Source organism: Flavobacterium sp. (assembly GCF_049590715.1).
Classification (GTDB): domain Bacteria; phylum Bacteroidota; class Bacteroidia; order Flavobacteriales; family Flavobacteriaceae; genus Flavobacterium.
The window spans coordinates 1-25,823 of sequence record NZ_JBAWDL010000081.1 but is presented as its reverse complement, the minus strand read 5'-3'; the positions used below and the strand labels follow the sequence as shown (position 1 = coordinate 25,823).

Annotated in this window: 21 protein-coding genes; 9 read left to right on the top strand and 12 right to left on the bottom strand. The window is 34.6% G+C overall.

The annotated features are described in order from the left end of the window. From WBQ70_RS04110 to WBQ70_RS04080, 7 genes are all read left to right on the top strand, one after another. Window positions 1-582 (top strand): phosphomethylpyrimidine synthase ThiC (locus WBQ70_RS04110; protein ID WP_423910944.1); only part of this gene is annotated, 582 nt, incomplete at its 5' end. A gap of 262 nt (window positions 583-844) precedes the next feature. After that, a complete protein-coding gene (locus tag WBQ70_RS04105) occupies window positions 845-1,432 on the top strand; it encodes a thiamine phosphate synthase (protein WP_423910942.1) in 588 nt (195 codons plus the stop codon). Then, on the top strand, window positions 1,405-2,160 hold the full coding sequence (locus WBQ70_RS04100; RefSeq protein WP_423910939.1) for a hydroxymethylpyrimidine/phosphomethylpyrimidine kinase: 756 nt from the start codon (window positions 1,405-1,407) through the stop codon (window positions 2,158-2,160). The genes WBQ70_RS04105 and WBQ70_RS04100 overlap by 28 nt, the downstream gene beginning before the upstream one ends. Continuing rightward, complete coding sequence (locus tag WBQ70_RS04095) at window positions 2,153-2,791, top strand: thiamine phosphate synthase (protein WP_423910937.1); 639 nt, start codon at window positions 2,153-2,155, stop codon at window positions 2,789-2,791. Before WBQ70_RS04100 ends, WBQ70_RS04095 begins: the two co-directional genes overlap by 8 nt. Further along, window positions 2,772-3,548 carry a thiazole synthase gene (locus WBQ70_RS04090; protein ID WP_423910934.1) on the top strand — a complete coding sequence of 259 codons (777 nt, stop codon included), beginning with the start codon at window positions 2,772-2,774 and terminating at the stop codon, window positions 3,546-3,548. Before WBQ70_RS04095 ends, WBQ70_RS04090 begins: the two co-directional genes overlap by 20 nt. A gap of 58 nt (window positions 3,549-3,606) precedes the next feature. After that, window positions 3,607-4,719: a 2-iminoacetate synthase ThiH gene (thiH, locus tag WBQ70_RS04085; protein ID WP_423910931.1), complete on the top strand. Its 1,113-nt coding sequence runs from the start codon at window positions 3,607-3,609 to the stop codon at window positions 4,717-4,719. Between the two features lie 114 nt (window positions 4,720-4,833). Then, window positions 4,834-5,544, top strand: coding sequence for a HesA/MoeB/ThiF family protein (locus WBQ70_RS04080; protein WP_423910928.1), 711 nt, complete (start codon window positions 4,834-4,836; stop codon window positions 5,542-5,544). 220 nt (window positions 5,545-5,764) lie between these two features. Here WBQ70_RS04080 and aat read toward each other — a convergent pair whose 3' ends face one another. From aat to WBQ70_RS04040, 8 genes are all read right to left on the bottom strand, one after another. Beyond that, on the bottom strand, window positions 5,765-6,403 hold the full coding sequence (gene aat, locus WBQ70_RS04075; protein WP_423910926.1) for a leucyl/phenylalanyl-tRNA--protein transferase: 639 nt from the start codon (window positions 6,401-6,403) through the stop codon (window positions 5,765-5,767). A gap of 182 nt (window positions 6,404-6,585) precedes the next feature. Continuing rightward, window positions 6,586-7,545 (bottom strand): fasciclin domain-containing protein, encoded by a 960-nt coding sequence (locus tag WBQ70_RS04070; protein ID WP_423910923.1) that lies wholly within the window; start codon window positions 7,543-7,545, stop codon window positions 6,586-6,588. 19 nt (window positions 7,546-7,564) lie between these two features. Further along, a complete protein-coding gene (locus WBQ70_RS04065) occupies window positions 7,565-8,449 on the bottom strand; it encodes a hypothetical protein (protein WP_423910921.1) in 885 nt (294 codons plus the stop codon). A 304-nt stretch (window positions 8,450-8,753) separates the two neighbouring features. Then, window positions 8,754-12,992 (bottom strand): Ig-like domain-containing protein, encoded by a 4,239-nt coding sequence (locus WBQ70_RS04060; RefSeq protein ID WP_423910918.1) that lies wholly within the window; start codon window positions 12,990-12,992, stop codon window positions 8,754-8,756. Window positions 12,993-13,484: 492 nt separating this feature from the next. Next, window positions 13,485-13,856, bottom strand: coding sequence for a DUF3127 domain-containing protein (locus tag WBQ70_RS04055; protein WP_423910915.1), 372 nt, complete (start codon window positions 13,854-13,856; stop codon window positions 13,485-13,487). Between the two features lie 392 nt (window positions 13,857-14,248). Then, a complete protein-coding gene (locus WBQ70_RS04050) occupies window positions 14,249-16,738 on the bottom strand; it encodes an outer membrane beta-barrel protein (RefSeq protein ID WP_423910912.1) in 2,490 nt (829 codons plus the stop codon). 225 nt (window positions 16,739-16,963) lie between these two features. Further along, window positions 16,964-17,782 (bottom strand): helix-turn-helix domain-containing protein, encoded by an 819-nt coding sequence (locus WBQ70_RS04045; protein ID WP_423910909.1) that lies wholly within the window; start codon window positions 17,780-17,782, stop codon window positions 16,964-16,966. A gap of 153 nt (window positions 17,783-17,935) precedes the next feature. Next, window positions 17,936-19,003 carry a T9SS type A sorting domain-containing protein gene (locus WBQ70_RS04040; protein WP_423910906.1) on the bottom strand — a complete coding sequence of 356 codons (1,068 nt, stop codon included), beginning with the start codon at window positions 19,001-19,003 and terminating at the stop codon, window positions 17,936-17,938. Window positions 19,004-19,271: 268 nt separating this feature from the next. Here WBQ70_RS04040 and WBQ70_RS04035 point away from each other — a divergent pair, with 268 nt between their 5' ends. Further along, a complete protein-coding gene (locus tag WBQ70_RS04035) occupies window positions 19,272-20,420 on the top strand; it encodes a sensor histidine kinase (RefSeq protein ID WP_423910904.1) in 1,149 nt (382 codons plus the stop codon). 193 nt (window positions 20,421-20,613) lie between these two features. Here WBQ70_RS04035 and WBQ70_RS04030 read toward each other — a convergent pair whose 3' ends face one another. The 4 genes from WBQ70_RS04030 to WBQ70_RS04015 all read right to left on the bottom strand — a co-directional run bounded on the left by WBQ70_RS04030 (window position 20,614) and on the right by WBQ70_RS04015 (window position 24,508). Further along, window positions 20,614-21,360 carry a succinate dehydrogenase/fumarate reductase iron-sulfur subunit gene (locus tag WBQ70_RS04030; protein ID WP_423910901.1) on the bottom strand — a complete coding sequence of 249 codons (747 nt, stop codon included), beginning with the start codon at window positions 21,358-21,360 and terminating at the stop codon, window positions 20,614-20,616. A gap of 65 nt (window positions 21,361-21,425) precedes the next feature. Next, a complete protein-coding gene (locus WBQ70_RS04025; RefSeq protein ID WP_423910899.1) occupies window positions 21,426-21,803 on the bottom strand; it encodes a four helix bundle protein in 378 nt (125 codons plus the stop codon). Between the two features lie 26 nt (window positions 21,804-21,829). After that, window positions 21,830-23,830 (bottom strand): fumarate reductase/succinate dehydrogenase flavoprotein subunit, encoded by a 2,001-nt coding sequence (locus tag WBQ70_RS04020; protein ID WP_423910896.1) that lies wholly within the window; start codon window positions 23,828-23,830, stop codon window positions 21,830-21,832. Window positions 23,831-23,842: 12 nt separating this feature from the next. After that, a complete protein-coding gene (locus WBQ70_RS04015; RefSeq protein ID WP_423910893.1) occupies window positions 23,843-24,508 on the bottom strand; it encodes a succinate dehydrogenase cytochrome b subunit in 666 nt (221 codons plus the stop codon). Window positions 24,509-24,934: 426 nt separating this feature from the next. Between WBQ70_RS04015 and WBQ70_RS04010 the strand changes: the two genes are divergently transcribed. Beyond that, a partial coding sequence (locus WBQ70_RS04010) for an aminopeptidase P N-terminal domain-containing protein (protein WP_423910890.1) occupies window positions 24,935-25,823 on the top strand: 889 nt, incomplete at its 3' end.

Genomic DNA, 25,823 nt, shown 5'->3' with positions numbered 1-25,823 from the left:
TTTATAGAAGGTCCAGGTCACGTACCCATGCATATGATTAAAGAAAACATGGACAAGCAATTAGAACATTGTGACGAAGCTCCTTTCTATACTTTAGGACCACTAACTACTGATATTGCACCAGGTTACGACCACATTACCTCAGCAATTGGAGCAGCCATGATTGGGTGGTATGGTTGTGCGATGTTGTGTTACGTAACACCAAAAGAACACCTTGGTTTACCTAACAAAAAAGATGTAAAAGACGGTGTGATTACTTATAAAATATCCGCTCATGCTGCGGATTTAGCCAAAGGACATCCTGGCGCACAATACCGTGACAATGCGTTGAGTAAAGCCCGTTTTGAATTCCGTTGGGAAGATCAGTTTAACCTATCATTAGATCCAGACACCGCTCGTGAATTTCACGATGAAACCTTGCCTGCTGATGGTGCTAAAGTGGCACATTTTTGCTCGATGTGTGGTCCTAAATTCTGCTCAATGAAAATCTCTCAAGAAATTAGAGACGTAGCCGAAGCCGAAAAAGGAATGCAGGAGAAATCAGAAGAGTTTGTAGAAATGGGAAAAGAGATTTATTCTTAAGATAGAAGTTAAAGGTTAGGAGTTAGAGGTTAAAAGTATTTAAATAAGAAATAATGTTTATCGTTTCCAATTGCAAGCAAAGATTAACTTGGAGGTGTCCCTCGGCTTCATCGTTGTTCTACATCGATAGCCACTGGTCGGGCTTCGACCTTTCCACTTCTAAAACTTACACAAGCGTGTGCAGTAAAAACTTTATTTTAAAATGAAATAGTTGTGACCCTTTACGCATAACCTCTAACTCATAACCTTTAACATTCAAAAAATGATTGTAATTTCTAACCCAACTGCAATAGCAAACGAAATCAATACCATCCATGCTTTATTTGAGCAGGGCTTGGCGTTGTTTCATGTTCGGAAACCTGATTTTTCAGCGACTGAAATGAAAGCTTTTGTATTGGCAATTGGTTTAGAACACAGTCCTAAATTAGTATTACACAGTCATCATCAATTAGCAGCAGCATTAGGAATCAACCGACTTCATTTCACAACAAAAGATAGAGCCACCAACCCAGTTAGGGTTTTAAACCCTAACTGGGTTATTTCGACTTCAACGCATTCAATACAGGAGTTTAATAATATAAATAACTGCTTTGAATATGCTTTTTTGAGTCCTGTTTACCCAAGTATTTCAAAGACCAATTATCAACCGGATACCAATTTATTTGAAGTGGTAAAAAACAGAAGTAATTTCCAAACAAAACTAATTGGCTTGGGAGGAATGGAAGCTCAAAATATAGCTGAAGCAATAGTAAATGGTTTTGATGATGTTGCCCTTTTAGGTACCATATGGAACAGTGAAACGCCAATAGAAAATTTTAAATTATGCCAACAAATCGCCCCTTCGTTTTAAGTATTGCAGGTTTTGATCCTTCGGGAGGAGCAGGGGTTTTGGCTGATGTTAAAACTTTTGAGCAACATAAAGTGTACGGTTTTGCCATTAATACGGCTAACACTATTCAGACCGAAAATGAATTCATAACCCTTCAATGGACTGAACTTGATTTTGTGTTGCTTTCTATCGAAACGCTTTTTAAAAGACATGAAATTAAAGCAGTCAAAATTGGAATTATTCCATCCTTAGACTACTTGAAATCAATTGTATTGTTAATCAAAAGACTTTCGCCTCAAACTTCTATTGTATGGGATACTGTTTTAAAATCAACTACAGAATTTGATTTTTTAAAACTACAAAATCAAACAATTTTATACGAAATTTTAAACCAAATCAATTTAATCACACCCAATTATAACGAAATTTCGAAACTAATTCCTTCAGGAACTTCGATCGAAAATGGTATCGAAATCCTAACAAAATACTGCCCTATCTTGTTAAAAGGAGGTCATAATCTTTCCGAAATTGGAGTCGATTTTTTATACACTACAGATCGTTTTTATAGGCTTTCGCCAAAAAACAGTGCTATTTATCAAAAACACGGTTCAGGTTGTGTGTTGTCATCAGCAATCACAGCCAATATCGCTTTGGAAAAAAACCTACTCGTTGCATGTAAAAACGGCAAAGAATATACTGAGAATTTTTTATTATCAACCCCAAATCAATTAGGATATCATTATGCTTAATCGCTTACAATATATATCGCAAGGAAACACTGTTGAAGAACAGTTGTATAACATTCATGAAGCCTTAGATAATGGCTGTGACTTGGTGCAAATGCGTTTTAAAACAACGTCACAAATTGATGCTTTTACTTTGGCGGAAGCCGTAAAAACGTTGTGCGAAGAATACCTTTCTACCTTCATCATCAATGACAAGGTTTCTTTAGCAAAAGAAATTGATGCTGATGGTGTTCATTTAGGACTTACTGACATGGCGATTCCTGAAGCAAGAATCTTATTAGGTGATTCTAAAATAATTGGTGGTACAGCCAACACGTTTGAAGACATTCAAAATCATGTAAAGAACGGTTGTGACTATGTAGGTCTTGGTCCTTTTCGATTTACAAAAACCAAAGACAAACTAAGTCCAATATTGGGACTCGAAGGCTACCAATCCATACTAGAGAAAATGGGTCAAGCACAACTCAACATACCTGTCTTTGCTATTGGAGGAATTTTACTCGAGGATGTAGAATCAATAATTAAAACCGGAGTTCATGGGATTGCTGTTTCAGGATTGATTACTGAAAATAAATACAAAACCAAATTAATCAAACAACTTAACGAAAAATTATATGGCTATGTCATTGTTTAAAATAGGCGACAAAACGTTAGAATCACGATTGTTTTTAGGAACAGGAAAATTTGGTTCAAATGTACAAATGGAAGAAGCAATTTTGGCTTCGGGAAGCGAATTGGTAACGGTGGCGCTAAAACGCATCGATTTAGAAACGGATACCGATGCTATTATATCGCATTTGCAACATCCAAAAATCAATTTATTACCTAATACTTCTGGGGCTAGAAACGCCAAAGAAGCCGTTTTTGCTGCCCAACTCGCAAGAGAAGCACTGGAAACAAATTGGCTAAAACTCGAAATCCATCCTGATCCAAGGTACCTTTTACCTGACCCGATTGAAACCTTGAAAGCTACCGAAGAACTCGCTAAATTAGGATTCATCGTTTTACCTTACATCCACGCTGATCCTGTTTTATGCAAGCGATTGGAAGATGTAGGAACAGCAGCAGTGATGCCATTAGGTTCGCCGATTGGAAGTAATAAGGGTTTAAAAACGATTGATTTTTTGGAAATTATTATTGAGCAATCCAAAGTACCTGTGATTATTGATGCGGGGATTGGCGCACCCTCAGATGCGGCAAAGGCAATGGAATTAGGTGCGGATGCCGTTTTGGTAAACACTGCAATTGCTGTGGCTGGAAATCCAAAATTAATGGCCGAAGCTTTCAAAGAAGCGGTTATTGCTGGAAGAAAAGCTTATGAAGCTAAATTAGGACAACAATTTAAACAAGCAGTGGCATCAAGCCCATTGACGGCATTCTTGTACGAATAAAAATTTAACCCTTTCAGGGTTTTGAACCCTGAAAGGGTTGATAAATAAATAAAAACAAATGAAAAATTTCAAATCTGTTTTTGAACAATACAATTGGGACGAAATTCAAACCAAAATATATCAAACTACTTCCAAGCAAGTCGAACAAGCCTTAGCCAAAACCAAGCGCAATTTGGATGATTTTTTGGCATTGATTTCCCCAGCGGCACAGCCTTATTTAGAACCAATGGCTCAAGAATGCCATGAGTTGACAAAGAAACGTTTTGGAAAAACCATCCAAATGTATGCACCTTTGTATTTGAGTAATGAATGTCAAAATATTTGTACCTATTGCGGTTTTAGTTTGGATAACAAAATCAAACGAAAAACACTTTTAGATTCAGAAATAAAACTCGAAGTCGAAGCATTGAAAAAATTGGGGTTTGACCATGTTCTTTTGGTGACAGGTGAAGCCAATTATACGGTAAACATCAATTATTTCTTGAATGCTATTGAACAAATCAAAAACGATTTTTCGATCATCTCAGTCGAAGTGCAACCGCTATCACAAGAAGAATATGAACGATTGCATGAAGCTGGTGTTTATTCGGTATTAGTGTATCAAGAAACGTATCATCAAGAAGTCTATAAAAAGTATCATACGAAAGGAAAAAAATCTAATTTTGACTTTAGACTAGACACGCCAGACCGCATTGGAAAAGCAGGGATTCACAAAATTGGATTGGGTGTATTATTAGGATTGGAAGACTGGCGCACCGATAGTTTTTTCAATGCTTTGCACTTGGATTATTTGCAAAAAACCTATTGGCAAACGAAATATTCAGTTTCGTTCCCTCGTTTGCGACCAGCCGAAGGAACAGTTCCTCCCAATTTCATCATGGATGACAAGGATTTAACACAGTTAATTTGTGCTTATCGCTTATGGAACGAAGATTTAGAGATTTCGATTTCGACCCGTGAGAATGAAAAATTTAGAAATAACATTATACCGATTGGAACCACCAGCATGAGCGCAGGTTCAAAAACTAATCCGGGTGGTTATGTGGTAGACCCGCAATCCTTGGAACAATTTGAAATTAGTGACGAGCGCTCCGTTGCCGAAATTGCCGATATGATTACCCAAAGAGGGTACGAACCTGTTTGGAAAGATTGGGATAGAAGTTATTTTTAGAGGTGCTAAGGCTCTCAGATTCTAAGACGCTAAGACTTTTAGAACCTAAAAGCCTTTCTAGTTTTACACCTGTCAGAACCTCAATAACTCAGAATCTTAGACCCTTATAAAAAAATGAGCATCATACAAGATTATTTACGATACAACCGCCAAATGATTTTACCAGAAATTGGCGATGAAGGACAAGACAAACTCAAGCAAGCCAAAGTACTCGTCATAGGTGCTGGTGGTTTGGGCTGTCCTATTTTGCAATACCTATCTACGGCTGGTGTAGGAACAATTGGAATTATAGATTTTGACAAAATCGAAATCCACAACCTCCACCGACAAATTTTATACACAGAAAATCAAGTCGGTTTATCTAAAGCATTGACAGCCAAAGAAACCGTTGAAAAATTAAATCCACTGATCGAAGTGATGGCTTTCGATGAAAAATTAACAACAGAGAATGCTTCAAAAATCATTAATCAATTTGACCTTGTAGTAGATGGTTCAGATAATTTTGGTACGCGTTATTTGGTGAATGATACGTGTGTAGCTTTAGGCAAGAGCTTAGTTTACGGTAGTATTTTAGGTTTTGAAGGACAATTGGCAGTCTTTAATCATCAAGGAAGCAAAAACTTACGTGATTTATTCCCTGAACCACCCAATCCTAAAGACGTTCCTAATTGTAGTTTTAACGGCGTGTTAGGAACTTTACCAGGGATGATTGGTACGATGATGGCGCATGAAACTTTGAAATTAATCATCGGATTACCTAGTTTGAAGAATGAATTGATTTTGTATAGTACGTTGAATTGGAGTTTTACAAAATTGAACTTCTAATTTTAGCATTAAGTTAGGAACACCTATTTGATAAATTCAATAAATCTATAAAAATCATTTGTGTAGATTTGTGATTCTCTTTGCGAACCTTTGCAAAAAAACTTAGCTCCTTTTACGGTTAAATAGCAATACAGATTGGAGAAATTCAAGAAATCTATATAAAATTCTTTATGCGGCTTTGTGCCTTCTCTGTGTTCTTTGTGTTTAAATAAGACAGTCGTTAACCCTGTAGAAGAATCTTTATAAACTCCTCCCTTTCAATCTCATAGCAACCCAAACTTTCTAAATGGGGATTATACACTTGACAGTCTAATAGCTTGTAATCCTCTGTTTTTAATTGATTGACTAAGGTTATAAAAGCTACTTTGGAAGCATTAGAAACTTTGGAAAACATACTTTCGCCACAGAAAACATGTCCCATATCCACACCATACAAACCACCCACTAATTCGCCTTCTTGCCAAACTTCCACTGATTTTGCAATGCCTAATTCGTGAAGTCTTACATAAGCCTCGATCATGTCATTGGTAATCCAAGTACCATTTTCACCGTCGCGTTTTATTTTTTGACAATTAGAAATTACGGCTCTAAAATCTTTATTAAAAGTCACTGTAAACAGATCTCTATTTAAAATATTTCGCATGCTTTTGGATACTTTTAAATCCTGCAAAAACAAAACCATTCGTGGATTGGGTGACCACCAAATAATAGGATCTCCCTCTTCGAACCAAGGAAAAATACCGCTGTTGTAGGCCAATTGTAATCGCTCAGGAGATAAATCACCACCTATGGCTACTATTCCATCCTGGTTGGCTTGGGATACGGAAGGAAAAAACAATTCATCGGACAAATACATCATAACTTATATTCTAAAAACCAGATAGTTTTTTTTACAAAAGTAATTAATCACAATTGTTATTTATGTAAAAAAAACGCTAACTGTAATATCTTTTTTGTGCTAAAAATACGGCGTTTTTTATCTTCAATTTAGACAAAAAAAAGCCCCACAAAATTGCAGGGCTTCATTTCAAACAAAAAAAATTATGGTAACAACACTTTATCTATAACGTGAACTATTCCATTACTACACTGAATATCTGGAATAACCATATTTGCAGGAGTTGTAATTCCGTTGCTTTTTATTGTAAAAATTCCATCCGTAAAAAGACCGTACGTAAGAGTACCTCCACCTGCAGTTGTAGCAGTTGTACCTGAATACTCCGATGTAAATTTTCCTCCTCCTATTGCATGATTTAATAATACTTGTTGTAAAACTGCTGGTGAAGCATTAGCTACATCTTGAATAGTTGCAAATCCTGCTGCTTTAAAAGCAGCATCAGTGGGAGCATAGATTGTAAAATTAGCATTAGCATCAGACAATGTTGGCGCTAAACCTGAAGTGATAACGGCTTGAACTAAGAAAGTAAGTTCTGGTGCTTTAAAAACTTTAGCATCTTTTAATAAAATTGCAGAGGCAACAATATTTACACCTGTTGCAATCATTACTTTATTAATAGCATGAACGGTACCGTTGCTTGCATTTACGTTTGTTTGTATAATTTTTGAACCATTGATATACAAATCACTTCCTCTACTGATAAAACGTCTATTAACTCCTAGAGCAGATGCAGATGTACCACCATTAATAATAGCACTAGCAAGTAAATCACCGTTTGAAACGTGGTATAATAATGTATTTGTCAAGAAACTATTTTGCAAACCACCTAAAGTACCTGCGTTTACCAGTCCCAATCTTGCAAATGCATCATTTGTAGGAGCAAAGACTGTATAATGTCCAGATGGATCATTTGGATTACTATTACTTAACACTCCTACTAAACCACCTTGAACTGCTGCTCCTTCAAGAGTACTAAAATTTGGGTTAGCAACTGCAATACCTGCAATACTTGGCGTTTCGTTTTTATATTCTGTATCACACGAAACTAAAGTCCCCATTAATGTTAGTGCTAATAATGCATTTTTTATATTGATATTTTTCATTTTGTTTGTTTTTTTGTAATTAATATTTATAAACTAGTCCACCATAAAAACCTGTTGCTTGACCAATATTTCTACCCGCTACTAATGTACTCGCACCTGCAGAAATTCCGAAATCTTGATAAACCGGTGCATATAAATCAATACCTATTTTAGTATAATTCACTTTAGTTATTGGGAAATAACCTTTAAAACCTTCACCAAAGATATCTACACCTCCAGTTGATTTTTGGTTTGCTACATAAACATCACCATAAAATGATTTTGCAGCATATCCCACTTTAAGTTCCGTTGTATAATTATTCGGAACATTGTTTGAACCTACATTATTGGCTATTTGAGCAGAAGCAAAAAGTCCGGAATCCATTTTGAACATTGCCATTCCAGTTGTACTTATTGTTGTACTTCTATTACCAATTGCGATGATTGATTGAAAACCTTCTTCAACTTTGTAATTACTAAGAGGTGTTTTTACACCCAATGCACCTATAAGTCGTAATGAAGAAGCGCCAAAATCAAAATTAAAAGGACTGTACTTTACAAAAACAGATACATCTTGAAAACCGCTTCTTTCATTTTCTAAGCCTAAGTTTTTTAATACCTCGTCAGTTGCTTTACCTTTTGCAGTTATATATGGTAAAACTAGCACTACATCAACTTGATCTGTAATACCATAAGTAGCATAAATCGAAGTACTATTCACAGTTGTTTCATTAAATACAGGAACTCCTTCCACTTTTTCTGGGATAAAATATACGTCATCATATTTTTCTGAGCTGAAAGAAAGAGAGATATTCCCTTTTCCTTTTCCTTGCATAAATCCACTAATAGGACTTTGTGAATACCCTGTGTTAACATATCCAAATGTTGTTACAGCTAAAATTAAGAGTAAGTGTTTTTTATTCATAATATTAATTATTTAAAATTTGTTTCCTTCATCTACGAGAGAAAAGTGGACTTGGTTTTAAAAAATTAAAAAAAAATTGAATTAATACCAATTATGTTTTCGTTCGCTTGTTTAGTCTTTAAGTTTCTGGCTAACAAAGTCCAAAAAACAATGGACTATTCTCATACTTTATCAGCATTAAACTATATAACATTGAATTATTTCAAATCGGGATTCGGCACTAAATTCATTAAAATAATAAACAAAAAAAAACTACCCAAAAATTGCTCTTTGGGTAGTTTTCTCTAATTATAAATTTGTTTTACTATTTTTTAATAATTTTAAATAAGTCACTACGTCCCTCTTTAGCTACTCTAACTAAATAAATACCACTTGGCAAATCACCAAGATTAAGATCAACTCTATCACCAGTTGCATTAATTTGCTGGATAGTAACCCCTAACATATTCAAAACTGAAATTGTAGAAGAATCACCTAATCCTTCAATTACAACTGCTCCATAAGTTGGATTAGGATAAACAGCTATAGTACTGATTTGTTTATCACCAACAGATAAAATCCCCTTATATTCTATGCTAAACCAGTCTGCATTCCATTGCCATTGTTGAGTACCTGTAGATTCAAAACGAATGGTATGGATTCCAGCTGCCACAGTGATTGAACCAGAACCATTCTGAATAACATTAGTATCCCAAGAAGATGTTCCTGCTAAAGTTGTGGTATTCACTTTTACTCCATCAACATATACATTCACTCCAATTCCAGTTGTGGATGGAGTCCCAATATTAAATTTCAATGCATATTCACCAGTAGATGGAACATCAACCGTATAATCAGCCCAATCACCAGAAACATTGTTATTAAATCCAGTAGCAGATTTAACCACACCATCAACACCTCCTGTAGCTACAAACGTTTCTGCTTCAATTACGATAGTTTTAGAAACATTTACTTTACAAGTTGCAAATACAGCTGCGTTGGATTTTGAAGTAGCCGTTATTGTCGCAATACCTGCTATACTACCTGCTGTCACAACACCTTTATCATCAACAGTTACAAGACTATTATCAGATTTCCAAATAACTTCCGTATCCGTAGTATATGACGGAACTAAAGTTGCCGTTAGGGTTCTTTTTAAACCCGGAAATAGGTTAACACTTTGTGGCAAAGCAATTGACACGATTGGAACAGCTACTTCATTTGCTTGTACTTTAATTGTTACTTCTTTAAAAACCGTTATTACATCAGCTGAAGTTGCTCTAATAATCACATCACCAGTTGTCATTCCTGTTATAACACCCGTAGCTTCATCAACTGTTGCTACAGCAGTATTACTAGAACTCCATTTTATGTTCGTATTATACGCATCAGCTGGCAAAACAGATGCCGTACGAGTAATCGTTTTCCCAACCTGAACCAATGCTATACCATCTTGAATAGTTATGGATGACACACGAATATGTTCTTTAACTTCAATTACTTTAGATTGTGTGTCTAGAATAGTGCTTCCGTTTTTTAAAGTAAGTCGGATTGAATATCCTGTTGTACCAGGAGCTGGCGCATTTGCAATCGTATAAGGTACTAATACAGTACCGTTACCAAGAACCGTAATATCTTTCGAACCAGAACCAATAACAGTTCCATCTTTAAGTAATTCCATCATTACAGTACGCGTTCCCATTATTTTAACTGGCACAGAAACCGTTCCTGATGTAAAGGGGCGAATAAAATCCGGCAATTCTCTTGTGTACACAGTCTCCATACCTGCAATACGAACAGTAACAGTAATTGAAGCTGAAATATTTGTTCCTTTTACTTTTGCAGTGATTACAGCAGTACTACCGATTATTTTTCCAACTACTTTTCCTGTTGAAAGCACACTAACATTAGCATCATTGCTTGAAGTCCACTCAATTTCAGGGGCATTAATAGGCTTCGGAGTAAGTTGCAATGTTAATGCAGTATTTACAAATTGGTCAACTGTAATATTAGCGCCTTCTAGGATAGCTATACCAGTTACATCTGAAGTCTTAAAAGGAATTGCTGTAATGTTTTTTGTTGCTTGAATACTTCCTGTTTGTGTACTTGTAGCAGTGATAACTGCAGTTCCAGAATCTGCTTTGGCAGTAACAACCCCATTCACATCAACAGTAGCAACAGCTGTATTAGATGAGATCCATGTTAATCCTTTATTAGATGCATTTGCAGGTGTGAAGTCAGGTACAATACCCAATGTATTTCCCTTCATCAATGACTCATCGCTTCCTAATGAAATAGCCGTTAAATTTACTGGAGTCTTAGCTGTACGTCCTGGATCTTGATTCATATCCCATACCTGAATCATTACTGTTGTAAAATCAGCAGCTTGATTTCGTTTAAAATAAACGGTATTAGTTCCCTCATTCAAATATTCGATTGGAATTTCAATTTCAAGCATTCCAAACCAACCTCCGCCATACCCTCCAGCAGTATATCCACGAGGATTTACAGCCATTGGACTTGTAGTAACAACTTCTTTATTATTTATTTTTAATGACACTACATTTATACTACCATTACCTGCATCAGCTGGATTGTAGAAAAAACCACCAATCCTAACCATCGCTTCCCCTTTGGCAGGTTTTTTTACATTGTTAACTGTAGTTGTAAATTCGCTTTTACCTACTAAACGGCATAATTGCGTTCCTCGTGAATTTTTTGCTGTAGTAAGAGGCTCAGACATATACTTCGTCTCTTTTGATTCTGAATTTACATCTACTGTATTTGCATACGTATAATCTAATACAATAGTTGAATTTGGCTTCAAAGTAACCTGCGCAGGTGCTTTTGTTAAGTTAGCTACTGATAAAGTAGGCTCTCCTTGAGTCCCCTTAGTAGGATCAAAGTATAAATGACGCATTTGCACGCTACTTACCGTGTTTGCTGTAGCTGCATTAAAGGTTGTAAGATTAACTGTTTTTGCAGCATCTTCAGCATTATTAACAATTACATAAACATGTTTACCATTTACATAAGCATCTACCTGAACATCTAAATTATTTGATTTTGTATCAATACGAGTTCCATCTACACCTTTCCATAATTCGAAATAGTAAATAATAGCACTCCAAGCCCAACCACCAGAAGGCTCATTTATTTTGTATGTCGTTTTATCTCCTGTCCAAGTTCCAATAGGATCAAACAAAGTAGCTCCATCATAACGTTGTACATTACCATCATCTTTAATGTGAGCACCCCATACTGCTTTTGTAGGTGCAAATGGCATACTCATAACAACTTGTGAAGGTCTTTCTAGAATCTCCATAAACATTTGATTGAAGGGCTTAAGAAATTCCCAATCACGTCTTCTTGATGGAAGTGAATTAATATAGGTCGTTGACACAGCACCAAATTCTGACACTACAATTTCTTTCTTTTTTCCAAATTTAAAAGTATCATACCATTCTAATTGATCCAACATAGCCTCAGTATGCCCACCTGAACGTGTAGTCGCTTGATTTGCAGTCGCATTTGGCCAATCATATATATGCACACCATAAAAATCTACATCTGCACCTGCGTAATCAATAAAACCTTGCCACAAGTAATCCCATTGCCACCAAGCATCAGTACGTTTATCCCAGGCTTTAGGCCAACCATTAACACCAGACAACATATTATTATAAACTGGAAGCATCGGATTATCAGCCGCTAAATATTGTGTCCAAAATGTTAATGGTGCACGAGTAGGAATACCATCTGGTTTAAAGAAATCAAGTTGACCCCATGTCATTCCACCAATTTTAGGAGCATTACTTCCTAATTTCTCTCTCACTTTTTGAGCTACTAATTTGTGGTATTCCCAGTTTTTTTCTAAACTTGAAATAATCATACCAAATTGTGGATTCATAAAATTCATATCTGGTTCATTATACACCTCCCAATATTTAGGAAGCGGATCACCAACATCTCCAGGCGTGGTTGCATAAAAATGTTTTAAATACAAAGCAGTCCATTCTGCTCCAGCATCAACATCTTTTACAAACCATCCCCCTTTTCCTTTACCAAAACCATCATACCATGAAAGATTGGGATACATAGGACTAGTATCATTGATACCCATGATCATATTTTTTTCTTTAGCTCTGTACTGTCTCCGCGTACTAAAATCTGGACCATCTGCCCATGTTTTCAAACCATTAGCAACGGTAGTCATCTGTGCCTCATTTGGCCATCCTGCATGATTTGGATCTTGTTCTACTAATTGGTTTTTCCAAGTTGCTGAACCTGTTTCTCTTCCAAAATAAACTCCTAAATCATTAATTAGGTAATCTAATTTTGTTTCTTCTCCGTTCCAATCGCTTTCTGTAGGAGAAGAATGAATAGTCATGTGTCTCTCGCGACCAAAGTCTGATACGTTGTCAACAGAATGCTTCATATTCAAGTTAATGTCTACATTAATTTGTGCAATCGTTGAGTTACTGTTTAATACTGAAAGGAATACTACTAAAGGAATTATTTTTAGTAGCCATTTCTTTTTTGGTTGATTAAAATGTGGTTTCATTAAAAATTGTTTTATTGTTTTTTGGTCTTCAAACCTAATACAATAAAAAACACGATTTTAATATTACAACTAGATTAAAACTGCACAAAATAATTGGAATCTATAACTGAACTCCTTTGATTTAATATCAAAAAAAACATTCACTACAAACAAACACTCAAAACAAACTAGACACAACTTATTCTTCTATTAATTTCCATACCGTTTAATTACCGATTGAAATTAACATTCAAAATAAGACTTATGGATCTACAAAAAGAAGAAATAAACCTATTATTACCAGTAATAACCTGCGAGGAAGTAACTCCTATAGCATTTGTATTAATACGACAAAAACTAAGTAGCAAAACAAACTCATAAAATGGTTCCTTTTATTTTAAAAGTTTAATGAATTTGATATTTAAATGAATACTAAAAAAAATAGACAACCTACTTTTTAAGCATAAAAAAAGCCTTGAAATCATCAAGGCTTTTATAATTTTTATTTTTTTATTAAAACGGTAAATCGTCCGCTTCGTCTTCATTTAAATTTGTTGCTGGTTGAAATGCAGGTGCCGCAGGCATTGCTGGAGCAGCAGAAGGAGCTTCAGAAGCTAACTTTTCAATTCTCCATCCTTGAATACTATTGAAAAAACGTGTTTCTCCTTGTGGGTTAACCCATTCTCTACCTCTTAAATTGATAGATACTTTTACTGGCTCACCAATTGCATAGTTATTCAACAACTCACATTTATCTTGAGTAAATTCAATTAAAATATGTTGAGGATATTGCTCATCTGTAGTTACAACTAATTCTCTTTTTTTGAATGCTGCACTAACTTGTTGCTCTGGATTAATGACTCTAACTTTTCCTGTAACTTCCATCTTCGTTATTTTAATTGTTATTATTGTTTGCGTATGTGTTCTAGAAGCCGCACTTCCTAACGACTTGTTTTTCTTTCCTTTAGACTAAAGGTTTTAACTAAAGACAAAAAAAGCCCCTAAGGGAACTTCTATTTGACAAATATAGTAACTTCTTATATTGCAGACAAAAAACCACAACTAGATATTTGAAAAATTATTAACATTCTGTAAAAATTTAGAAAAAATTATTTTTAAACCATTTAAGAAATATAAGACATGTAAGATTAGAAAAATTTTAGTATGATTAAACTTTTTACTATTATTTCAAAAACTTACATGACTTATGTCTTTATTTTTTTAAGCTTAACAATGCTTAAAATGCGCTGATATTTCTTAAATGTTTTAAAAGTAAACTAGAATTCTTTCTTACCAAATTCACTATCTATGAATTTAGAACGGTTCTTTGTTTTATTAAACGTATAAGAAAGATTCAACAACACCATATCAACTTCATACACATAATTAGTTGTGGTATAAAATTCTCCCGGATTGTAAGTCGTGATGCGTTGCTCATTCGTTTTCAATAATCCCATATCAATATTTTGCCATTGTAAAGTGGCTACTAATTGATTATCGAAAAATGTTTTTCTTACGGTAATATTTGGCGAATAAAAACGGGAATCTTCTCCTTGTGCTGTGATCTTTTCAGATAAGTAATTCAAAGTGAACTGCATTGAAGTTGTTGCTGAAAAGTTATACGTACTATTCGCATTAATCGAATATTGGGTAGCATTGGAGTTGATTTTTTTTCCGTTATATCCTCCTTTGATGTTGAAATTATAAACATTGGCACCAATAAAATTAGTCCATTTCTCTGTTGGTTTGAATTGCGTTCCAACCTCAAGACCAATTGCTTTTCCGTTACCTACATTCGTATAAATACGATCCAGAATAGTATCATTTAAAACATTTGCAGTCGTATATGATAAGGTGTTCACACGATTAATTAAATTTTGAGTATCTCTATAATACGCTGTTGCAAAAAAGGAATGTCCTCCTTTAAAATTTTTACTAATACCTAATTCTACTAAGTCTGTAAACTCCGGCAATAAGTTTTTATCTCCTTGTTCAAATGTTTCAGAATGTTCTCTTTCTTTAAAAGGGTTCATTTTATACGTTGGTGCGCGATCAACTCTTTTACTATAGGCAGCTTTCACTTTTAGATTATTATCCAAAGTATATTGTGCCGAAGCTGATGGAAATAATTTTACATAATCATACGCTAAATTCTCCGCTGGCTGATCGTATCCTTTTAAGTAAAAATCACGATTCATAGACTCTAAACGCAATCCTGCAGCATATTCCCATTTGGCTTTTGTTCCATTCAATTGAACATAACCAGAATGAATCAAACGATCTAGATTAACTACACTGGTAAACTCAGGAACGATTTCATAAATCCCAGTACTATTATTACGTCTTTCGTAGATAAAATTACCGTTGTGTTTTAATTTTCTGAATTGGTATCCTGTTTCGATTTTACCAAAAGAAAAAGGTTTGAATTCGTAATCCAACTGTGCTCTAGTTCCATACAATGGATTATCATTTGTATTGTATTCATCTTGATACACAATTGACGGATCAGTATATCCTAAATTAAGATTGGTAGTTGGTCCACCCAATAAAGTATATTCATATAAAAAAGAAGACGTTAGTTTAGATTTATCTTTAAAAGTATGGGTATAATCAAAACTTCCTAAGGCAAAATCACCATCACGGATTCTTAGATTTTCATTGTAGTAATCCTTGCTTTTATTCAATACACTATTATCCGTTAGAGACGTTTTCTTGTTATTATAATAAATATCAGCTTGACGGTCATTTTTACGTTTTCCTGCATAAAAACCTACAGAGAAATTATTAGCTGTATCTGGTATAAAATCTACGGTAAAACGACCGCTGTAATTCAGTTCGTTAGTACTACGCTCTCCATCTGACGGGAAATGTGTTTTGTAATTTTCAGTTACATTATTAGTAAAAACGTCACCCTCTCTACGTCCTTGAATATCATTACGACCGTAGCTACCGCCAAGAGAAATGTCCCATTTATCTTTTTTGATATTATAGGTTCCATCAATTCCGTAACGTTGTGCGCTGTCTTTGTTATTGTAATTTTCAATAGATGGAAAACCTCCTTTGATGTTCAATTGAGTATAAGCACCATTAGTAGCTCCTTTTTTGGTAATAATATTTAAAATCCCTGCTTTCCCATCTGGATCATATTTTGCTGATGGAGCAGTAACTACCTCTACACGATCAATAGCATTAGCCGGTAATTGTCCTAAAATAGTGGATATACTTCCTTGTGTAGGTTTACCATTCAATAAAACTAAAAATCCAGTGCTTCCACGCACACTGATATCTCCTTGACTATCAATAGATACCGAAGGTAAATTTCTAAGCACATCAACGGCGCTACCTCCTTGACTGTTTTGAAATGATTTTGCATCATAAATCTGTCTGTCAATTTTAGTAACAACAGTCTTTTTTTCATTTTTGACCACTACATTACTTAATTGATTTTCTCCTGAAAACAAGGCTATTGTACCAACGTTTACAGCTGTATTTCTATTTTTTACAAAAATATCTTTGATAGTCTTTTTTTCGAAACCAATAAAGGAAACCTCAAGGTAATACGTTCCGTTTTTTATGTTTGATATTTCAAAAAAACCTTTTGAATCAGTCACTACACCAGCAACCAAGGCTCTGTCTGGAGCAGAAAACAAAGTCGCTGTTGCATACTCCAAAGGAAAATCACCATCGACTACCTTACCAGTCAGCTGGCCAAATACTGCACTAGTTACTAAAAAAGTAACCATTAATACAAATTGATTAAATTTCATTTTATTTTGTTTTGTTATGAGGAGCAAAAATACATTTATAAATAAGAACCTTTTGGTACATTTTAATAAAATAAGGTATATCCTTTTACTATGAATTAAATTTATGTAAAAAAAGATGATGCTTAGCACTATCACGCAGCCCGACCTGAGTGGAGCTCTTTATTGTGGAGCAGAGCGGAACAATAAAAGCGGGAACGGAGGGCGGAATAGCTGCCCAAAAAACAATTACAAACCTATTGCTCCTAATTGTTTAAAACTTAATGGTGTGCTTCCTGTGTGTCTTTTGAAGTATTTCACAAAATGAGAGACGTCATTAAAATCTAAACTATAGGCAATTTCAGAAATGGAAACATCTGTATAGAGCAACTGTCTTTTGGCTTCTTGGATAATATGTGTGGCAATAAGTTGCGATGCGGTTTTAGAGAAATTCTTTTTGCAAATGACATTCAAATTTTGAGTGCTGATATTCATTAAATCAGCATAAAATGAAACATCATTACGTAATTCATGTTTTAACAATTTTTCAAAATGAACAGATTTATCACTATTAATTGAACTTTCAGTTCGGTTAGAGTAGCTAATTATTTTAGCAAACAAAGCTTTTAAGCTCCCTTCGACAACTTCTCTCTGAATGTTATCTTGTTTCATTTCGGTACATAAAATCTGGAAGAGCTTATCTATTGTAGCATCAGGCTGAATAGCAATCATTTGTTCTTTATTCAATCGAAAAAGCTGTTGATTGATATGCTTGTCAATTGTTTTTTCTAAGAAATCTTCTTTTACAATAATTACATACCCTTCAGGAACGGTATTAATTTCCCAATGATGTACTTCGTTATTACTAATCAAGAAAACTACTGGCGGTCTAATGTCATAACAGACAGAATCCATATAATGAAAACCATTTCCTTGTTTGAAATAAACTAATTCTATATATTTATTATGACGGTGGGGCTTGGTATATCTCTTATTAATATCAAAAGATTCGATTTTAATATTAGTAACCGTTGGTATTTTAGTGTAGACAGCAATAGATTTTTTCATTAATGTAACAATAATATTCTTGAAAAGTATGTGATTCTATAGACTCCAATATTACCGAATGGTTTAAAACCAATATAAAAACATTGGCTTAATTGAAAGCCAAAAAAAACCGATTAAAATGAATTAATCGGTTTAAAATTGTAATTTATAAAATTATTCTTTAATAATTTTTTTGGTTGAAGAAGACCCGTTATCAAGAATTACCTTAACGATATAAGTACCACTATTCAACGCACTTACATCAATTGAATTTGAATTAACAGATGATAAAACAGGCTTACCTAAAATATCATAAATTATAGTTGCATCAATAGTTGAAGATGCGTTAATTGTCAATTGATTTTTTACTGGATTTGGATAAACACCTATCGTATTTGCAGATTGAAAATCAGCAACAAATAAATTTGTACTTCCAATATCACCAGCACCTATGGCTGTAGGATAATTTACACTAACATTATAAGCCCAAAATTTATATGGCGATGGATTAGTTGTACTTCTAGTCCAATTTGGAGCTACTAGATCTGCACCTTGAATTGAATTATTGATGCTTGTTCTTAATTCTGTCGCAGAACCTACAAGTGTTTTGCTGTAAACTGCCGCCGCAATACCATTAGTAGCCCCCGTACCACCAGCAAAAAGTTTTAAAAAGGCATTAGCAGTAGTTAAAGTAGTTGGAATAGCGGTTGCTGTATTACCACTACCATTGTTTGGATGACTTGAAATACCTGCTATCCATGAAGCTGTTGCTATTACACCTTGATAAGCAAAAAAGGTGTCCCCATTTGTAAAATCAAAATCGTCATCCGTTCCAGTTCCAGCATCAGTATGAACTAATGTACCTGCACTTACTTGTTCTACACCATTACCTGTAGTTTTAACTGTTGTAGCAGTTGGCGGCGATGTGGAACAATTTAAAGTAATGATAGTACCTGCAGTATATGCCGCCGAAGTGGTCAACGTCCAAATATCATCAACACCAAAATTATTTGACCATCCAGTACCAGCAGTGGAAGAAACTGATCTATTAGTAAAAGCAATTTCAGTACTTGAGTCAATATTTTTCAATAATAAAAGAGATAAACTCTTAGTAACATTAGTATTACTAAATCCTACAAAGGCGGCATCTCCTGCTGCCAAAGCGGTTTGAGCTGATAATTGAAAACTTAAACATCCGACAAAGAATAACAATCCTACATTTTTAAGTACTTTTTTTTTCATAATAAATAATTTTAGTTGGTTAATAATATCAATATGATAAAAATACACTACATCAAGCAATATTACATATTGAATTTTACCTCACCTTTACACTATATTACCCCATGAAACAAAAAATGCTTAATTTTCAAAAAAAAAGAACAAAACATTCAAAACAATACTCTTAAAAACACTTAGCACTTTCTTATACTATCCAGTAAAATGCAAAAATCATTCATTTAAAACTTCAACTTATATTTCACTATATTTATACCTTTAAATTCTATTTATGCAGTTTTCTGAAAGAAGAAATACAACTCGTTGGATTATCATTACAATTTCATTTTTGATTGTTTCATTGATTCTATGGAATACCTATACTTTTTTTCAAATATTTAAGAAAGAAGAACGTTTAAAAATGAACCTTTGGGCCAGTGCCCAAAAAACACTGATCAATGCAGATGAAAACACAGCTGTTGATTTGCCATTAGAAATATTAAGTAACAATTCTTCCATTCCGATTATATTAACCGAGAAGAATCATATTATAAATACAATAAATATTGATGAAAGCTTTGGTTTAAATACAACTTCTACTCATAAAATATTAGATCGATTAAAGAAAGAAAACGATCCCATAGTAATCGAATATGCGCCCGGTAATTTTCAAAAATTATACTATGGAAATTCGGACTTATTAAACAAATTAAAATATTACCCAATAGCCTTATTGCTTATCATTTTTTTATTTGGATTACTAGTATACAATTTTTATAAAAGCACCAAGGTAGCTACGCAAAATAAGTTGTGGGCAGGAATGGCTAAAGAAACAGCCCATCAAATAGGAACACCACTATCTTCCTTAATAGGTTGGGTCGAAATATTGAAAGCAGATGAGGTTGACGAGTCGATTACCCTAGAAATCGAAAAAGACATTGCCCGACTAGAAACAATTACAGATCGTTTCTCGAAAATAGGCTCAATACCTACCTTGGAAAACAAAAACATCATTACCGAAACATTCAACACTTACAACTACTTGCAGTCTCGTTTTTCTAAGCAAATTGAATTCCACTTTGAAGCTCCTGAAATCCCAATATATATTGCTATCAATCCTATACTTCACGGCTGGACGATTGAAAACTTAGTCAAAAATGCTATTGATGCAATGAAAGGTAAAGGAGTATTAATCTTGAAAATTGAAAATGGTACGGATGGTGTAAAAATTAATGTGAGCGATACCGGTAGTGGTATCGCTAAAAAGCAATTCCGTACCATTTTTGAACCTGGTTTTACCACTAAAAAGCGAGGTTGGGGACTGGGATTATCATTAACCAAAAGAATTGTTGAGGAATACCACAAAGGAAAAATAAAGGTTTTAAAATCCGAAATTGGTGTGGGGACTACGATTCAGGTTAGTTATAAGATTAAATCATAAAAGTTACACATCGATTAGCACAGATTTTTTAAAACATATAGGATCATAGCCTTTGATTGTGGTTAAGACGCTTTGCTCAGGATAGGGAATCATAGCTGATACTATAAACAAAAAACGCATTCAAATTAATGAATGCGTTTTTTAAAACTATAATTTGACTTTAATACTTTCGACTAAAGACTTTTGGACTATTTTACCCTTTCAAACTTGCGGCCATATATTCTCTGTTCATACGAGCAATATTTTCTAGAGAAATACCTTTAGGACATTCGATTTCGCAAGCACCAGTGTTGGTACAGTTACCAAAACCTTCTTCGTCCATTTGGCGTACCATGTTTAATACACGATCAGTCGCTTCAATTCGACCTTGTGGTAATAATGCGTATTGAGAAACTTTAGCTCCTACGAATAACATAGCAGAACCGTTTTTACACGTTGCTACACAAGCTCCACATCCAATACAAGCTGCTGCTTCAAAAGCATCATCAGCATCTTTTTTGTTTACTGGAATCGTATTCGCATCAATTGTATTTCCTGAAGTATTTACCGAGATAAAACCACCTGCATGTTGAATTCTATCAAAAGAACTACGGTCAACAACTAAATCTTTCACTACTGGGAAAGCCGCAGCACGGAAAGGCTCGATTGTAATGGTATCACCATCGTTGAACATACGCATATGCAACTGACATGTAGTTACACCACGATCTGGACCATGCGCTTCACCATTGATGAATAAGGAACACATTCCGCAAATTCCTTCGCGACAATCGTGGTCAAAAGCTACTGGCTCTTCACCAGCATTGATTTGTTGTTCATTGAAAACGTCAAGCATTTCAAGGAATGACATATCAGGTTCAATTCCGTCGATTTTATAATCAACCATTGCTCCTTTATCTTGGGCGTTTTTTTGACGCCATATTTTTAATGTAAGTTTCATCTTTTAAAAGTGTTATAGGTTAAGGGTTAAGTGTTAAAAGTGATTCGTTTTTGCGAATACAACTATTATTCTAACTTCGTCTTAACTAAATAATTAATATATCCGTTTAAAATTGCTTTGGCTTTTTCATACCTAACTCTAAATTCTTGTAATAAATCATCATCAATATAATTTTCATCTCTTGCTGTAATTACTTGATTTAATGATTCACATAAGGAACCTCGAGCTATTCTACAAAACTGAATATTTTCTTGATAGTTAAACCTTCCGTATCTTTCAGCGATATTATCACTTACGGATCTTGAGGATCGTCTTAATTGACTAGTTAAAGCATATTTTTCATCAGCAGGAAATTTTATTATGATGTTTCTAGATACAAAGATTCTTATTTCTCTTGCAGCTTTCCAACACTCTAAATCCTCAAATGACTTTAACGAACTCATAACGATTAACGGTTAACTTATTTTCCCTATTTGTAATTTCTTTGAACAAGTTTAACGGTATCAAACACTAAAGGCTCTTTGTGTAAAACGGCATCACTAGGTTTTCCTTTGTATTCCCAAGCAGCTACGTAAGCGAAGTTTTCGTCATCACGTTTTGCTTCCCCTTCTTCTGTTTGATATTCTTCACGGAAGTGACCTCCACAAGATTCATTACGGTGTAAAGCATCTTTAGCAAACAATTCTCCTAATTCTAAGAAATCGGCAACACGAGTCGCTTTTTCTAATTCTTGGTTGAATCCTTTATCTGTTCCTGGTACTCTTACGTCTTTGTAGAACTCTTCACGCAAAGCAGCAATTTCTGCAATAGCTTCATTTAATCCTTTTTCATTACGAGCCATACCAACTTTGTCCCACATGATTTTTCCTAATTTCTTATGGAAATAATCAACAGAATGTGTTCCCTTGTTGTTCATAAATCTTTCGATCTGATCTTTCACTCCTTTTTCAGCAGCGTCAAACTCAGGAGTATCAGTAGGAATAGGCCCCATTTTGATATCCGGAGATAAGTAATCACCAATTGTGTATGGCAATACAAAATATCCATCTGCCAAACCTTGCATCAAAGCCGAAGCTCCTAAGCGGTTAGCACCGTGATCTGAGAAGTTTGATTCTCCAATAGAGAAACATCCAGGAATAGTTGTTTGTAAGTTATAATCAACCCAAGTTCCACCCATTGTATAATGAACTGCTGGATAAATCATCATAGGTGAAGTATAAGGATCTTCATCTACAATTTTATAATACATTTGGAATAAGTTCCCGTATTTATTTTTTACTACTTCAGTACCTAATTTAGTAACTAAAGCATTATCATTAGAATCAAGTCCTTTTACAAAAGTTTGCTCTTTTCCGTAACGTTGAATCGCCGCAGCAAAATCCAAATAAACAGCTTCACCTGTTTTGTTAACCCCAAAACCAGCATCACATCTTTCTTTAGCCGCACGAGAAGCTACATCACGAGGCACTAAGTTACCAAAAGCAGGGTATCTTCTTTCCAAGAAATAATCTCTGTCCGCTTCTGCTAAATCAATTGCTTTTTTCTTTCCTTCACGGATAGCAACAGCATCTTCTAATTTTGCAGGAACCCAAATACGTCCATCATTACGAAGAGATTCTGACATCAAAGTTAATTTTGATTGGTGATCTCCTGAAACAGGAATACAAGTTGGGTGAATTTGTGTATAACAAGGATTTGCAAAATACGCTCCTTTTTTATGGATTTTCCATGCTGCAGTAGCATTTGATCCCATTGCATTTGTAGATAAGAAGAAAACGTTTCCGTATCCTCCAGAAGCAATAACAACCGCATGAGCAGAATGTCTTTCAATTTCACCTGTAATCAAGTTACGAGCGATAATCCCTCTTGCTTTTCCGTTTACGATTACTAAATCTAGCATTTCGTGACGGTTGTGCATTTTTACTTTTCCACGTCCAATTTGACGGTTCATAGCAGAATAAGCACCTAATAATAATTGTTGTCCCGTTTGTCCTTGTGCATAAAATGTACGAGAAACTAAAGCTCCTCCAAAAGAACGATTGTCTAACAATCCACCATATTCACGAGCCAATGGCACTCCTTGAGCCACACATTGGTCAATAATATTTGATGAAACTTCAGCTAAACGGTGTACGTTAGCTTCACGAGCACGGTAATCTCCACCTTTTACAGTATCATAGAACAATCTATGAACAGAGTCACCATCACCTTTATAATTTTTTGCAGCGTTAATTCCTCCTTGTGCAGCAATAGAGTGCGCACGACGTGGTGAATCTTGGAAACAAAATGCTTTTACGTTATATCCTAGCTCTGCTAAAGTAGCAGCTGCTGAACCTCCAGCTAATCCCGTTCCTACGATAATAATATCAAGGTTACGTTTGTTTGCTGGATTTACTAAGTTAATATGATCTTTATAATCTGTCCATTTATCCGCTATTGGACCAGCTGGTATTTTTGAATCTAATGCCATTATAATTGGATATTAATGATTGAAATGATGAAATATTGCAATAAATACGAATCCTAAAGGAACTATGATTGAAAACCATATTCCGAAGTTTTTCATCCCTTTTGTATATTTGTTATTAGCTCCTACTGATTGAAATGAAGAACTAAATCCATGTTGCAAGTGCAAAGACAATAAAATAAAAGACAAGCAGTACAAAGCCGTACGTACTGGACTTACAAACTTCTCGGTTAACTCATGGTAATAACGAGTTTCCTGAGCTGGCAAAACATCTACATACTTGTAAACAATCTCTGGAACCCAAAAATCATAAAAATGCAATCCTAAGAAAGCTAAAATTACTGACCCAGAAATGATCATGTTACGCGATGCCCAACTTGCATTCGCAGCTCCATTATAACGAGCATACCCAATTGGTCTTGCACTGTTATTTTGAAAGGTCAAAACAAATCCCATAATGAAGTGAAAAATCACACCAACGATAAGAATTGGTTGAATTACAAATTGAATCAAAGGATTCGTCCCCATGAAATGAGAAATCGCATTGAACAAATCGGCACTAATTACCGAAGTCATATTGATTAAAAAATGCTGCGCTAGAAACAACATCAAAAAAAGTCCTGAAAGTGCCATAGCTACTTTTTTAGCTATTGACGATTTCAATAATCCAGATTTTGCCATAATATTTTAGAATATAATTTAAAAAGTACACAAAAATAGCGTAATTAGACATGAACTACAACCTTATCGTTCTTATTTATATTCATTTTAAAGTGATTGCTCTCCAAAACATAAAATTGATTAAAAATATTTTTAATCAATTGATTTTTAAGTAATTAAATTCATGATGCCAAAAAAAATAGAAAATATTCTATTCTAAATTCATTTAAAAATCATCATCAAAAAAGCATTAAAATTATCAAAATCTCAATTTTATCGAACTTAATTTTTAATTCCATAAACACACAAAACCAAACGATTTTGTGTATAAAAATAAATTGTTGTTGTAAAGTTTCTTTTTTAGTCGTTCTATTATATAAATCTAGTTTTCATTCATCCTACAATTAAAAACAGAATGATTAAATTTGTTTTCTAATCCATAATAAAATGAAGTACGCCTCAATTAGCTCTAATCTCTTTATAAAAAACCGCAAGAAGTTTACCGCTCAAATGAAACCGAGCAGCGTTGCCATTTTTAACTCAAACGATATTTACCCTGTAAGTGCTGATAGCACCTTGCCTTTTGCACAACATCGTGATATTTTTTACCTGAGCGGAATTGATCAAGAAGAAAGCATCTTGCTGTTATTTCCAGACGCGCCTTATGCAAACCAAAGAGAAATGCTCTTTCTAAAAGAAACAAATGAACACATCGCCATTTGGGAAGGGGCCAAACTCACCAAAGAACAAGCTTTTGCCGTTTCAGGAATCAAAACCATTCATTGGGTACAAGATTTTAAAAAAGTCTTAGCAGAATTAATGTCTTATTCCAAAACCATATACATCAATACAAACGAACATTATCGAGCCACGATTGAAACCGAAACCCGCGAAGCCCGTTTTGTAAAATGGTGGAAAGACAAATACCCCGCACATTCCGTTGCTAAAAGCAATCCTATTCTGCAACGTCTTCGTTCTATTAAAGAGCAAGAAGAAATCGACTTGATTCAGCACGCTTGTAACATTACCGAAAAAGGGTTTCGTCGCATCCTTCCCTTTGTAAAACCTAGCGTAATGGAATACGAAATCGAAGCAGAACTGATTCATGAGTTCGTTCGCAACCGTTCCAAAGGTTTTGCCTACACACCCATCATCGCCTCAGGAAATAGCGCTAATGTTTTGCATTATATCGAAAACAATAAAGCCTGTAATGCTGGCGAATTGATTTTGATGGATGTTGCTGCTGAATATGCGAATTATTCGAGCGATTTGACCCGAACCATTCCCGTTTCAGGACGTTATTCAGACCGACAAAAAGCGGTTTACAATGCGGTTT

Excerpts from the sequence above, each read along its gene's own strand:
- WBQ70_RS04105 (WP_423910942.1), top strand. The coding sequence starts at position 845 with ATGATTGTAATTTCTAACCCAACTGCAATAGCAAACGAAATCAATACC.
- WBQ70_RS04100 (WP_423910939.1), top strand. The coding sequence starts at position 1,405 with ATGCCAACAAATCGCCCCTTCGTTTTAAGTATTGCAGGTTTTGATCCT.
- WBQ70_RS04095 (WP_423910937.1), top strand. The coding sequence starts at position 2,153 with ATGCTTAATCGCTTACAATATATATCGCAAGGAAACACTGTTGAAGAA.
- WBQ70_RS04090 (WP_423910934.1), top strand. The coding sequence starts at position 2,772 with ATGGCTATGTCATTGTTTAAAATAGGCGACAAAACGTTAGAATCACGA.
- thiH (WP_423910931.1), top strand. The coding sequence starts at position 3,607 with ATGAAAAATTTCAAATCTGTTTTTGAACAATACAATTGGGACGAAATT.
- WBQ70_RS04080 (WP_423910928.1), top strand. The coding sequence starts at position 4,834 with ATGAGCATCATACAAGATTATTTACGATACAACCGCCAAATGATTTTA.
- aat (WP_423910926.1), bottom strand. The coding sequence starts at position 6,403 with ATGATGTATTTGTCCGATGAATTGTTTTTTCCTTCCGTATCCCAAGCC.
- WBQ70_RS04070 (WP_423910923.1), bottom strand. The coding sequence starts at position 7,545 with ATGAAAAATATCAATATAAAAAATGCATTATTAGCACTAACATTAATG.
- WBQ70_RS04065 (WP_423910921.1), bottom strand. The coding sequence starts at position 8,449 with ATGAATAAAAAACACTTACTCTTAATTTTAGCTGTAACAACATTTGGA.
- WBQ70_RS04060 (WP_423910918.1), bottom strand. The coding sequence starts at position 12,992 with ATGAAACCACATTTTAATCAACCAAAAAAGAAATGGCTACTAAAAATA.
- WBQ70_RS04055 (WP_423910915.1), bottom strand. The coding sequence starts at position 13,856 with ATGGAAGTTACAGGAAAAGTTAGAGTCATTAATCCAGAGCAACAAGTT.
- WBQ70_RS04050 (WP_423910912.1), bottom strand. The coding sequence starts at position 16,738 with ATGAAATTTAATCAATTTGTATTAATGGTTACTTTTTTAGTAACTAGT.
- WBQ70_RS04045 (WP_423910909.1), bottom strand. The coding sequence starts at position 17,782 with ATGAAAAAATCTATTGCTGTCTACACTAAAATACCAACGGTTACTAAT.
- WBQ70_RS04040 (WP_423910906.1), bottom strand. The coding sequence starts at position 19,003 with ATGAAAAAAAAAGTACTTAAAAATGTAGGATTGTTATTCTTTGTCGGA.
- WBQ70_RS04035 (WP_423910904.1), top strand. The coding sequence starts at position 19,272 with ATGCAGTTTTCTGAAAGAAGAAATACAACTCGTTGGATTATCATTACA.
- WBQ70_RS04030 (WP_423910901.1), bottom strand. The coding sequence starts at position 21,360 with ATGAAACTTACATTAAAAATATGGCGTCAAAAAAACGCCCAAGATAAA.
- WBQ70_RS04025 (WP_423910899.1), bottom strand. The coding sequence starts at position 21,803 with ATGAGTTCGTTAAAGTCATTTGAGGATTTAGAGTGTTGGAAAGCTGCA.
- WBQ70_RS04020 (WP_423910896.1), bottom strand. The coding sequence starts at position 23,830 with ATGGCATTAGATTCAAAAATACCAGCTGGTCCAATAGCGGATAAATGG.
- WBQ70_RS04015 (WP_423910893.1), bottom strand. The coding sequence starts at position 24,508 with ATGGCAAAATCTGGATTATTGAAATCGTCAATAGCTAAAAAAGTAGCT.